This window comes from Ralstonia sp. A12, from assembly GCF_000801955.1.
Lineage (GTDB): Bacteria > Pseudomonadota > Gammaproteobacteria > Burkholderiales > Burkholderiaceae > Ralstonia.
On the sequence record NZ_JSZO01000012.1, the window covers coordinates 24976 to 37542 of the forward strand.

Annotated in this window: 10 protein-coding genes; 6 read left to right on the forward strand and 4 right to left on the reverse strand. The window is 64.4% G+C overall.

All coding sequences use genetic code 11. The features are described from left to right. Positions 1–31: 31 nt before the first annotated feature. Positions 32–1096, reverse strand: a complete 1065-nt coding sequence (locus PI87_RS15425) for a porin (protein ID WP_039598611.1) — start codon at positions 1094–1096, stop codon at positions 32–34. 121 nt (positions 1097–1217) lie between these two features. After that, positions 1218–3125, reverse strand: coding sequence for a bifunctional sugar phosphate isomerase/epimerase/4-hydroxyphenylpyruvate dioxygenase family protein (locus tag PI87_RS15430; RefSeq protein ID WP_052321562.1), 1908 nt, complete (start codon positions 3123–3125; stop codon positions 1218–1220). A 131-nt stretch (positions 3126–3256) separates the two neighbouring features. Here PI87_RS15430 and PI87_RS15435 point away from each other — a divergent pair, with 131 nt between their 5' ends. The 5 genes from PI87_RS15435 to PI87_RS15455 all read left to right on the forward strand — a co-directional run bounded on the left by PI87_RS15435 (position 3257) and on the right by PI87_RS15455 (position 8851). Further along, complete coding sequence (locus PI87_RS15435) at positions 3257–4024, forward strand: IclR family transcriptional regulator domain-containing protein (protein ID WP_039598612.1); 768 nt, start codon at positions 3257–3259, stop codon at positions 4022–4024. 220 nt (positions 4025–4244) lie between these two features. Next, positions 4245–5630, forward strand: coding sequence for an MFS transporter (locus PI87_RS15440; RefSeq protein WP_039598613.1), 1386 nt, complete (start codon positions 4245–4247; stop codon positions 5628–5630). Positions 5631–5649: 19 nt separating this feature from the next. Beyond that, a complete protein-coding gene (locus tag PI87_RS15445) occupies positions 5650–6483 on the forward strand; it encodes a shikimate dehydrogenase family protein (protein WP_039598614.1) in 834 nt (277 codons plus the stop codon). Between the two features lie 23 nt (positions 6484–6506). Continuing rightward, on the forward strand, positions 6507–7697 hold the full coding sequence (locus PI87_RS15450) for an MFS transporter (protein ID WP_039598615.1): 1191 nt from the start codon (positions 6507–6509) through the stop codon (positions 7695–7697). A gap of 80 nt (positions 7698–7777) precedes the next feature. Beyond that, positions 7778–8851, forward strand: coding sequence for a 4-hydroxyphenylpyruvate dioxygenase family protein (locus PI87_RS15455; protein ID WP_039598616.1), 1074 nt, complete (start codon positions 7778–7780; stop codon positions 8849–8851). Positions 8852–8922: 71 nt separating this feature from the next. On the opposite strand, the gene ggt is transcribed toward PI87_RS15455, so the two are convergent. Both ggt and PI87_RS15465 read right to left on the reverse strand, forming a co-directional pair. Then, positions 8923–10653 carry a gamma-glutamyltransferase gene (gene ggt, locus PI87_RS15460; protein WP_039598617.1) on the reverse strand — a complete coding sequence of 577 codons (1731 nt, stop codon included), beginning with the start codon at positions 10651–10653 and terminating at the stop codon, positions 8923–8925. 141 nt (positions 10654–10794) lie between these two features. After that, positions 10795–11271, reverse strand: coding sequence for an Lrp/AsnC family transcriptional regulator (locus PI87_RS15465; protein ID WP_039598618.1), 477 nt, complete (start codon positions 11269–11271; stop codon positions 10795–10797). A 70-nt stretch (positions 11272–11341) separates the two neighbouring features. On the opposite strand from PI87_RS15465, the gene PI87_RS15470 reads away from it, so the two are divergent. Beyond that, positions 11342–12559 (forward strand): cystathionine beta-lyase, encoded by a 1218-nt coding sequence (locus tag PI87_RS15470; protein WP_269746645.1) that lies wholly within the window; start codon positions 11342–11344, stop codon positions 12557–12559. The last annotated feature ends 8 nt before the right edge of the window (positions 12560–12567 follow it).

The following is a 12567-nucleotide window of genomic DNA, read 5'->3' on the forward strand; positions in this document are numbered from 1 at the left end:
GGCAGAGCATGCAGTGCCCCGCGGGCACCACTCAGAACTTATGGCGCACGCCCAACATCACGCCAAGCCGTGAGTTGTTGCCATACGTATTGCCCGAGTTGTTGAACGCGGCAGCGCTGTTCAGCGCAATCCAGGCACCCTGCAGACGTGTGTAGTCCACTTCCGCATACACATCCGTGCGCTTACTGAAGGCGTAGTCGAGCATGCCAGCGGTGGTCAGGCGCTTGCCGCTGGCATCAAGATGCTTCATCCAGTCGTACTGCACGGTGCCGATGAAGCTCAACGGGCCGGAGATTGGCACCTTCGCGCCAACATAGGCGGCCTGGTTCTTGTAGTCAGCCACGTCCAGGCGGTTGTTGGTGTAGCCCAGATACCAGGTGGCAATGGAGGTGTCCCACTTGCCACCAAACCCCCACACCGTCTGTTTGCTGGCAAGCGCCGCCGGCACTGCACCGAAGAACGCTGAAGACACGTCGTGCGTGACCTGATACACCGCGCCCACTTCAGCCGACCCCATGCTGTAGACGATCGAACCCGCACCGGCCGAACTCTTGCTGAAGCTGCCCGCGGCCTCGCCAAAGGTCCACGCACCGGCCAGCTGCAGACCACCGAACGACTTGATGTATTTGATCGTGTTGTCGTAGCGCAGGCCTGTGTAGTTGCCGCCCTGATAGCCAACGATGGAGTTGTTGGCAAACGCCATCGCCTCATACGAAGACAAGACCTCGTGCGCCAGCGTGTATTGGCGGCCGAGGTAGAGCTTGCCGTAGTCACCCTCCAGGCCGACCACCGCGGTGCGTCCAAACAGCCGGCCGCCCTGCTGGCTGCCACCGGTGTCGGGAAAGAACCCCGATTCCAGGATGAACATGGCCTTGGTGCCGCCGCCGATATCTTCAGTGCCGCGCAGGCCCCAGCGGCTGCCGGTCAGCACGCCGTCCATCATCTGCAGATTGCTGTTGCCCGCCGCGTTTTCGTGCGTGCTGTAGCGGATGGTGGTGTCGATCAGCCCGTAGAGCGTGACACCGCCTGCGCTTTGCGCTGCTGCCGGCAGGCTCGTGGCTCCGAGTACCAGTGCGGCGATCATTGTTTTGTTCATGGCTCCCTTGTCTCCTCTTTGATGTGATGGGTACGGATGTGCGATGGCTGACCGCGCAGCCGTGGTGTTGCCGGAAAACGCCCACGGCCGCACACGCCGAGGGCGACAAAGTTGTCGTGGATCAGTGGTCGACCGTAGTGGTGCCCGCCGTCGCGCCAAGGCTCAGTTGCGCCTGCACGGCCATGCGCACTGCAGCGTTGGCGGCGCCGTAGCCCAGGTAGCCGTCGCGCTGGACCAGCTCGAAGAAGAAGCGCTCGCGGAAGGGCTCGGTGTAGACGTGCAGGAAATCGCCGTGCAGGTCGCGGTCGTAGAGCAGACCGTCGTCGTGCAGGCGTGTGAGCAGCGCGTCGTCCAGCCCCAGGCGGGCGGCGACATCGTCGTAATAGTTTTCGGGCACGTGCTGCAGGTGGGCCGCGCCGCGGTCGATGGCTTCAATGGTTTCGAACAGCCGGTCGGTGCGGAAGGCAACGTGATGCACGCCCGAACCGGCATAGGCGGCAATGAACCGGCCGGTGGCCGTGCGCCCGCTTTCCGACACGTTGAGCGGAATCCGCACGTTGCGGTCGGGGCTCACCATCGCGCGGCTTTTCACAAGGCCATAGGGGTCGGCAATCTCCTGCACCGCTTCGGCTTGCATGCCGAAAATGGCACGGTAGAACAGCACAAAGCTGTCGAGCCGATGCGCGGGCAGCGCCTGCGCGACGTGGTCGATCGATGCCAACCCTGCCGCGTCGGCTTGCGCGTTGGGCTGCAGAACAAAATCGCTCTCGTAGATGCTGCGATCGGCCTGGCGGTCGTCAATCAGATAGAGCAGCGTGCCATCCGGCGCGCGCAACGCGGGAATGCTGCGCTCACTCGGACCCACCGGCCCGCGCCACTCCTGGCAACACAACGCGCGTGCGCGTGCCATTGCGCGCTCGGCATCGTCCACCTTCAGGCCGATCGCGCATACAGATGGCCCATGCAGTTGGAAGTGCTCAGACGCCGCACTGTCCAGCTCCATGTTCAGGATCACGTTCACACCGCCCTGCCGGTACAGATCAACCGCCTTGGAACGATGGTGCCCAGCGAAGCCAAACCCCAGCGCACGCAGACGCGTTTCCAGCTCGCGCCCGGCGGTGGCGTCCACGGCAAATTCCAGGAAATCCACGCCGGCAAAGCGGGCCGGTGCGGGCAACTCCGCGCCGCCGGCTTCCGACTCCAGCCAGCGCAACGAACGCATGCCGTCCAGGGCGGTCTGGCGCGCAGGGGCGGAGCGAAACTCGTCATTGAAGACCTCCAGCGACAGCGGCCCCGCATAACCAGCGGCGAGCAGATCGCGCGCAAACGCCGTCACAGGTAGATCGCCCTGCCCCGGGAAATTACGGTGATGCCGGCTCCAGGACAGCACATCCATCGACAGCTTGGGCGCATCCGCAAACTGCACGAAGAAGAGCTTTTCCGACGGAACGTCATGCAGGCCATCCAGCGTGTCGCCTAGCGACAGCGTGTGGAAGCTGTCCAAAATCAGCCCGAGCGCGGGGTGGCCGGCCTGCTGCACGATCTGCCATGCTTGGCGCCAAGTCCGCGTGTGCCGGCCCCAGGCCAGCGCCTCGTAGCCCACGCGCAGCCCGCGTTGTGCGGCCGCTTCTGCCATCTGGCGCAGATCGTCCGCAGCATGCGCGGGGTCGTCGATGGCGATGTCCTGCACGTTGCTGCACACCAGAATCGTCTCGACGCCCAGTTCCGCCATCACGTCGAACTTGCGCTCGGCGCGCACCAGGTTGCGGGCCAGCAGCTCGGGGGGCATCGCCTCGAAATCGCGGAACGGCTGGTACAGCATGATCGCCAGCCCGAGGTCCGCCGCCATCTGCCGCACGCGGGCCGGCGAGCCGTCGAAATTCAGCAGGTCGTTCTCGAAGATCTCGATACCGTCAAAGCCCGCAGCGGCGGCGGCTTCCAGCTTTTCAGGCAGCGTGCCGGACAGGCAAACGGTGGCGATGCATTTGGGACGGCGGACTGAGGGAAGCGCGGGGCGAAGCGAATTCATGGCGATACGGTGATCAGACGATGCCCGCAGCGTAGGTGCCCACCCCTTGCCATCACAAGCGGCATTCGCGCAACAGCGTGCGATGATCGTACAATCGTGCGCACATATCGCTCGTTTTTAGGGTTATCGCCATGAAGAAAGAACCGCTCGACCGGCGCGACTGGATCGCCGGGCTGGAGAAGGGGCTCGCCATCCTGGAGGCGTTCGACCATGAGCACCCACGGCTAACCCCCACCCAGGCCGCTGAGCTGACCGGCCTGACCCGCACGGCCGCGCGCCGCTACCTGCTGACGCTGGAACACCTCGGCTACCTCACCAGCGAAGGCACGCTGTTCAGCCTGACGCCGCGCGTGCTGAAGGTGGGCTGGTCGTACTTCGATTCAGCCCGCTTGCCGCGCACGGTGCAGCCCTTCCTGCAGCAGGTGACGGCCGCCGTTGGCGAGGTGGCCTACCTCAGCGTGCTGGACGATTGGGAGTTGGTCTTCATCTCACGCACCAGCACCAGCCGCGTCATGAGCACGGGCTTTGTGCTCGGTGCGCGCGTGCCGGCGCCGCTCGCATCCGCCGGGGTAATGATGCTGGCCGCGCAGCCCGAGCCGGAGGTCAAGGCCTGGCTGGAAACCTGCGTGCTCACGCCCTATACGCCGTACACGATCCTGCAGCGCGAACGGCTGCTGGAGGAAATCCGCAAGGCCAGCCGGCAGGACTACGCCGTGGTCGAGCAGCAGTTGCAGATCGGCGTGCGTGGCGTAGCGGTGCCGCTGCGTGATCGCCATGGCAACGTGATTGCTGCACTGAGCGTCAACATGCAAGTCGGCGACGAGACCACCGAGCACGCATTGCAGCGCGTGCTGCAGGTGTTGCAGGACACCGCGCTGTCGATCATGCGGGTGCTGTAACCCGCAGCGCATTTTCGTTGCTGGCGCCTCAACACCTTAGCGTCCGAGCAGACTCGGAGAAACCCTTGAGTCGTACGTTATTCGCACCATTCCGTGCGATTATCGAACGTTTTCCACCGTCAGTTGCTTGTGCCCGGCCATGCCGCCGGACTACGCTGCGGTGCGTGTACAGACGGCCCTTCACCGCACGATAGGCCCCGCAGATAAACCGGAGACCACCATGACCGCAGCCCCTGCCCACGAGCCCCTGGGCAAGCACCAGTCGAAGAAAGCCGCTGCCAGCGGCTGGATCGGCTCGGCGCTCGAGTACTACGACTTTTTCATCTACGCCACCGCGGCAGCGCTGATCTTCCCGCAGATCTTCTTCCCCAAGGGCGATCCGAAGACGGCCATCATCGCCTCGCTTGCCACCTATGGCGTGGGCTACGTGGCGCGGCCAATCGGCGCGTTCGTGCTGGGCCACATGGGCGACACGCACGGGCGCAAGAACGTGCTGCTGGTATGCATGTTCCTGATGGGGTTTTCGACCATCGGCGTGGGTCTGCTGCCGACCTATGACCAGGTTGGCCTGCTGGCGCCGACGTTGCTGGTCATCATGCGTCTGATCCAGGGCTTTGCCGTGGCCGGTGAAATTTCCGGTGCCAGCTCGATGATCCTGGAGCACGCGCCGTTTGGCCGACGTGGGTTCTTTGCCAGCTTTACGCTGCAAGGCGTGCAGGCCGGGCAGATCCTGGCAGCCGCCGTGTTCCTGCCGCTGGCGCACTACATGCCTGCCGAGCTGTTCAACACCTGGGGCTGGCGCATTCCATTCCTGCTGAGCTTCGTGGTCATCATTGCGGGCTACATCATCCGCCGCGAGGTGCACGAGACGCCGGCCTTTACAGCGGAGCAGCAACAACAAGGCCGCCCCCGCTCACCCGTCCTCGACGCTTTCAAATACAGCACGCCCGACATGCTGCGCGTGGTGTGCATGGCGCTGATGAACGTGATTCCGGTGGTGGCAACCATCTTCGGCGCGGCCTATGCGGTGCAACCCGCTTACGGCATCGGCTTTGCCGCAGACATCTACCTGTGGATTCCGGTGGTGGGCAATATCGTCGCGGTGCTGGTGATTCCGTACGTGGGCGATCTGTCCGACCGCATCGGCCGCAAGCCACCCATCGTGATCGGTTCACTGCTCGCCGGCCTGCTCGCGTTTGGCTATCTGTATGCCATCAGCATCAAGAACGTGCCGCTCGCGTTTGCCATGTCGATCCTGATGTGGGGCGTGGTCTACCAGGGCTACAACGCGGTGTTCCCGAGTTTCTATCCGGAACTGTTCCCGACGCGCACCCGTGTCTCTGCAATGGCGATCTCGCAGAACATCGGCACCGCCATCACCGCCATGCTGCCGGCGCTCTTCACAGCCGTGGCGCCTCCAGGTGCCGACAACATCTGGCTGACGGTGGGTGCCATCGCCTTCGGCGTAACCATCATTGCCGCCGTGGCAGCCATGAGCGCCCGCGAGACCTACCGCATCCACATGGATGAACTGGGCCAACCGACCGCCCAACCGGTCGACAAAGCTGAGTACGCCCGCCAGCGGGCCGGGGCCCTGGCGGCTTGAAACACGCACCTCCTGAACCATGATTTCCGGAAAAACCACCCTCATCGCCCACATCGGCTACCCGACCGAGACGTTCAAGTCGCCGATGATCTACAACCCCTGGTTCGAGCAGAAAGGCATCGACGCCGTTGTGGTGCCCATGGGGGTCAAGGCGGAGGACTACACGCAGAGCTTTGCGTCGATCTTCCGCTTCACCAACCTGCGCGGCGCGCTCATCACCATGCCGCACAAGGTGACCACGGTGGAGCTGGTGGATGAGGTCACGCCGGCCGTACGCGTTGCCGGCGCCTGCAACGCGGTACGCAAGCGCGACGACGGCACGCTGCTGGGTGACCAGTTCGACGGCGCAGGCTTTGTGCGCGGCGTGCTGCGCAAGGGGCGGCAGCTTGAGGGGGCGCGCGTGCTGCTCTCGGGGGCGGGTGGCGTGGGCTCGGCGATTGCAGCATCTCTGGCAGCGGCCGGCGTGGGCGAACTGGCGTTGTACGACACGCGCGCAGCCTCTGCTGAAGCACTGGCCCAACGCCTGCGCGAGCACTACCCGGCGCTGGTGGTGCGCACCGGCTCGAATGACCCGGATGGCTTCAACGTGGTCGTCAACGCCACGCCGGTCGGCATGAAGGAAGACGATCCACTGCCCTTCGATGTGGCACGCATCTCGCCCGATTGCTTTGTCGGTGAGGTCGTCATGAAGTCGGAATACACCCCGCTGCTGCGTGCTGTGCTCGACAAGGGCTGCGCAGTCCAGGTCGGTACCGACATGCTGTTCGAGATGATTCCGGCCTACCTGGAGTTCTTCGGATTCGGCACCGCTACCGCAGAAGAACTACGAAGCACCGCAGCCATTGCGTACTAACGCATGGCGCCGCACCACACCCCATGACCCGCCGCACACTGAGCTTTGCCCTGCTGTTGCCGCTGCTGCTGTCAGCACAACCGGTGGCCACCGACAGCTACCTCCCCGCCCTGCCCGCGATTGCCCGGGCGCTGGGCTCGGCGAGCACGAGCCTCACGGTGTTTGCGCTGGCCTTTGGCATTGGGCAACTGCCGATGGGCAGCCTGGCCGATCGCTTTGGCCGCCGGCAGGTGCTGCTGGTGGGGCTGGCGTGCTACGCCATTGCTGCGCTGGTCGGTGCCCTGGCGATGACGGCATCCATGCTGACGGCAGCACGCGCCATGCAAGGCTTTTCCATGGCGGCCATCCTGGTGTGCGCACGTGCGGCCGTACGCGATCTGCACCCGGCGCGCGATGGCCCCCATGTGATGGCGCGCGGCCTCACCGGGCTGGGCTTCGTGGCGTTGGTGGCGCCGATTCTTGGCGCCTTTGTCGCGCAGCATGCCGGCTGGCGCTGGGTGCTTGCCGGCATGAGCGGCTATGCGATCGTGCTGTGGGCGATGTGCTGGTACGGTTTTGCCGAAACCCGGCAAGACACGCACACCCAGGCAGGCGGTGTACGCGAGATCTTTGCCAGCGCGGAATTCCGCGTCTGGGGGCTGCTTGCCGCCACGACGTATGCCGGCATCTTTTGCTTCCTGCTGCTCTCGCCGATGGTGTACATCGCATACCTTGGCCTGTCGCCTGGGCTGTACGGCTGGATACCGGCCGGCGGTTCGCTCGTCTATATCGTGAGTACGACCGGCTGCCGGCGTCTGCTGCGTCGCCAGAGCCTCGTGCGGACCGTGCAGCAGGGCGCAGCGCTCAGCCTGTGCGGCGCCGGCATCCAGGGGCTGGGCTGCTGGTTGCTTCCGGGTGAGGCATGGCCGCTGCTGCTTGGGCATGGCGTCTATTGCATGGGCCACGGCATCCACCAGCCTTGCGGCCAGGCAGGCGCAGTGGGCGAGTTGCCGCATCTTGCCGGGCGCGCGGTGTCATGGTCGGGCTTCATCATGATGCTGGCTGCCTTCTGCCTGGGGCAGACTGCGGCCGCCTTTGACAACGCATCGCACAGCCTCGGCGCATGGCCCATGGTCGCCCCGATGATGCTTGCAGGCACCGTGCTGGCATCGATCGCGTTCCTCTGGCTGCCAAGGCTGCCGCATCTGTCGAATCTGCAAAGAGCGGCTGCGTAGCGGCGGCTGGATGCGCATTGCCACGTGCGTGGTACACAATGCGGTGTTCTCACGCTTTGCTCAGTCACAGGAGTTCACACATGGGCCGCAATGCCGACTTGCCCTTCAAGACCGCCGGCCTGGAATTCGTCGAGTTCGCGACACAAGAGCCAGTGGCACTGGGGCAGATGTTCCGATCGTTTGGCTTCAAAGCCATCGCACGCCACGTGAGCAAGGATGTCACGCTGTACCGGCAAGGCGACATGAACTTCCTCGTCAACGCCGAGGCCGACTCCTTCGCGCACCGCTGGGCCGAGGAATACGGCGTGGGCATCTGTGCGATCGGCATCCGCGTCGATGATGCGCAGCACGCCTACGACCGTGCGGTTGAACTCGGCGCATGGCCGGCCGAGGCCGAACCAATCGGCCCGAGCGAACTGGTCATCCCCGCCATCCAGGGCGTGGGCGATACGCACCTGTACTTTGTCGACCGCTGGCGCGGCAAGCACGGCGCAAAAGGCGGCCTGGGCGACATCTCCATCTACGACATCGACTTCCGACCGCTGGACCCCGCCACCGCACATGAAGACTGGCACCATGCCGGTGTTGGGCTGGCGCGGGTCGACCACCTGACGCAGACCGTCGGCGCCGGCCGCCTGCAGGACTGGATCGATTTCTATCGCAACCAGCTCGGCTTTAGCGAGATCCACGAGCTGCATGCCAACTGGCACGTGGCGGCGGATTCCCGCGTGATGGTGTCATCGTGCGGCACGATCCGCATTCCGCTGTATGAAGAGGGCACGCACCGCGCGCACCTGATGCACGCGTACCTGCCCGACCACCCCGGTGAAGGCGTACAGCACATTGCGCTGGCCACTGACGACATCCTGCATACGGCTGCGGCACTGGCCGCCAACGGCCTCACCTTCGTCGAGCCCCCGCCGCACTACTACGACACTGTCGATACACGCCTGCCCGGGCATGGGCTGGATCTGAATGCCCTGCGCCAGTACGGCGTCCTCATTGATGGTGAGATCGTCGACGGCGTGCCCAAGCTGTTCCTGCAAACCTTCGTCAAGCGCCACCCCGGCGAGATCTTCTTCGAGATCGTGCAGCGGCGCGGGCACCACGGCTTCGGCGAGGGCAATCTGCCCGTGTTGACCGCTGCGGCCTGACCTCCTCGCACCACCAAGAAAAAAGCCCGCAAATGCGGGCTTTTTCCATACTGCGGGTACTGCACTACCAATCAATAACCGGCAGCCAGACCCGTATTGCGACGCGGATCATTCGCGCCATAGAACTTGTTGTTGCCCACCGGCTTGCCACCTAGCGACGGCGCCCCGACGATGATGGCTGCCAGGTGGTTGGCCGGCTGCGGCGCACCCAGGTTGTGGCCCATGGAGGTCAGGATCTTGCGCGTATCGTCCGACAGTGCATACGGCTCGACGTTGGTCACGTCCGGCAGCCATTGCTGGTGGAAGCGCGGCATGTCCACGGCTTCCTGCACGTTCATGCCGTAGTCGATGGCGTTGATCATGGTCAGCATGACGGCCGTGATGATGCGGCTGCCACCCGGCGTGCCAACCACCATGACGGGCTTGCCGTCCTTGGTGACGATGGTCGGGCTCATCGACGACAGCGGACGCTTGCCCGGGGCGATCGAGTTGGCCTCGCCTTGCACCAGACCGTACAGGTTCGGCACGCCGACCTTGGCGGTGAAGTCGTCCATTTCGTCGTTCAGGATCACGCCCGTTTTGGCAGCCGTAACCTTGGCACCAAACCAATCGTTGAGCGTGTACGTGACGGACACCGCGTTGCCGTACTTGTCAGCGATCGAGTAGTGCGTCGTGTTGCTGCCCTCATGCGGCTCGACGCCCGGCTTGATGTCCTTCGACACACCGGCCTTCTTCGGGTCGATCACGGCACGGATCTTGGCCGCGTAGTCCTTGCTCAGCAGACGGTCCAGCGGGTTCTTCACGAAGTCCGGGTCGCCCAGGTAGCTGTTGCGGTCCACATAAGCGTGGCGCATGGCTTCGATCTGGTAGTGCGTGGCCTGCGCGGAGTGCCAGCCCAGTTCCTTGAGCGGATAGCCCTCGAGAATGTTCAACATTTCGCAGATGATCACGCCACCCGAGCTCGGGGGCGGCGCCGATACCACGTGGTAACCGCGGTAGTCGCACTCGACCGGCGCCAGTTCGCGCGTCTTGTAGCTGCTCAGGTCAGCCGTCGTAATCAGACCGCCGCCGGCCTTGCTCGATGCAGCAATGGCTTCGCCGACCCAGCCCTTGTAGAAGCCGTCGGTGCCCTTGTTGCTGATCTCGCGCAGCGTCTTGGCCAGATCATGCTGGACCAGCTTCTCGCCCACTTGGAAGGGCTGGCCCTTGTTCAGGAAAATCGCGCCCGAGGCTGCGTCTTCCTGGAAATCCTTGGTCGACGTCAGCAGCATGTCGACGTCGCCCTGGTCGAGGGTGAAGCCCTTCTCGGCCAACGAGATGGCCGGTGCGACCAGTGCAGCGCGTTGCATGGTGCCGTACTTCTGACGCGCGTATTCCATGCCCGACACGGTGCCCGGCACGCCCACGGCCAGGTGGCCCTTGGTGGAGGCGCCCTTGATGACGTTGCCGTCCTTGTCCAGGTACATGTTGGCGGTGGCGGCCTTCGGCGCGACTTCACGGAAGTCGAGGAAAGTCTTGCGGCCGTCAGCCAGCTGGATGGTCATGAAACCGCCGCCGCCCAGGTTGCCTGCGGCCGGATAGACCACAGCCAGCGCGTAGCCGACTGCCACGGCAGCGTCGACTGCGTTACCGCCGCGCTTGAGCACTTCGACACCGACCTTGGCTGCAAGATGCTGTGCTGCGACAACCATCCCGTTTTCCGCGGCAACCGGTGCCACGGATGCGGCGTGTGCGACGGTCGTGATGCTGATCGATGCGATTGCGGCGGCGATCCACCGCATGCCTGTTCTTGGATTCTGCATAGGAGCTCCTTTGGTACCTTCATGGACGCCAGTCGTGCCGGCGTCGTGTTATGGCGCGCGAAACGTTATCAAGCAACGCGCTCGGGCACTATAGCCTCATCCCCGTATTGACGCCTTGCGCAGGCGGTGGGCTGTACGGCGTTAGCCCAGCGGCACCTCGAGCCCGACCTTCACGCGGTTGAGCACCACCGCCGTGCGATACCACTTGATATTGTCGTTGTCGTCAAACATGCGGCGCGCCAGGGCTTCGTACTCCGTCATCGTGGCCACGTTCAGGATGAGGACGAAGTCAGCCTCGCCGGTCACGTAGTAGCACTGCTGTACCTCGGGGCCGGACAGCGCCTTCTTGAGCGCAACCATGGCCGCGGTATTGGTGCGCTCGGCATGCACCTCGACGATCACGGTGATGGGTTTGGCCACCCGCTCCGGGTCCACCACCGCCACGTTGCCGACAATGACGCCCGCCTCTTCCATCCGCTTGATGCGCCGCTGCACGGCCGCCGTCGACAGGCTCACCTGCTCACCAATCACGCGCAGCGGCGTGGTGTAACACCGCTGCACGGCGTTGAGGATGGCGATGTCGAAGGTGTCGAGTTCGAGCGGGTTTTGCGCGGCCATGGCGGGCTCTGTGTGAGAAATTTTTGCGTCTGACTGCGCAGAATAGCGGAAATTGCTCTATGGACGTGACATAGGATTTCATGGTCATTCGTCCGCAGAGGCCCCAGCCATGCATTTGCATTCGCAGCTTGTCAGCCCCGATCCGCTTGCCCCAGGCGGCTTTCGATCGCTCGTCGCACCGGTCTACCGCGGCTCGACCGTCCTGTTCGACAACGCAGCGCAGGTCGTGGACGACTGGCGCCATGCCCAGCACGGCTATACCTACGGCCTCTACGGCACGCCCACTGCCATTGAACTTGGCGCGCGGATTGCACAACTGGAACGCGCCCGCCACAGCTTTATCGTGCCGGGCGGGCAGGCAGCCATCGCCCTCGTCTACCTGGCTTGCTGCAGTGCGGGCAGCCATGCGCTGGTGCCATTCAGTGCGTATGGCCCCAACCGCAGCATGGCTGACAGCCTGCTCAAACGCATGGGCATCGAGGTGGAAACGTATGACCCACTCATTGGCGCCGGCATTGCCGGGCTGATCCGCCCCAACACCGCGCTCATTTGGACCGAAAGCCCCGGCTCGGTCACGATGGAAGTGCAGGATGTGCCGGCCATCGTGGCAGCGGCGCATGCGCGCGGCGTGCCGGTGGCGCTCGACAACACGTATACAGCCGGCGTGTACTTCGATGCCTTCGCGCACGGCGTCGACATCAGCATGCAGGCGCTGACCAAGTACGTGGGTGGCCACAGCGACCTGTTGCTCGGCTCGATCTCAGTCAATTCGGAGGCAATGTTCGAGCGCGTGGGCAGCGCGTTTGCGGACCTGGGCATGGGCGCATCGCCCGATGACTGCAGCCTGGCCCTGCGCGGCCTGCAAACCTTGGGGCTACGGCTCGAACACCTGCAGGCCTCCACGCTGGCGGTGGCACGCTGGCTGCATCTGCAGGAAGGCATCGCCACCGTGCTGCATCCGGCGCTACCGTCGTGCCCCGGTCACGAGCTCTGGAAGCGCGACTTCACGGGCGCGACCAGCGTGTTCTCGGTGGTGTTCCAGGAAAGCGTGTCCGCCGAACAGGTCAACGCGTTCATCGATGCGTTGCGCGTGTTCCGGATCGGCATGAGCTGGGGCGGCACGAGCAGCCTGGTGATGCCGTATCCCGGCCTGGCGCGCCCGAACCGCCACTATCGCGGCCGCCTGGTGCGCCTCAATGTTGGGCTGGAGGCGCCGGCAGACCTGATTGCCGATCTGCGGCAGGCTATGGCCCACGCGGCCATCCACCAGCAGGCCGTCGCTGCATAACCGTCAAC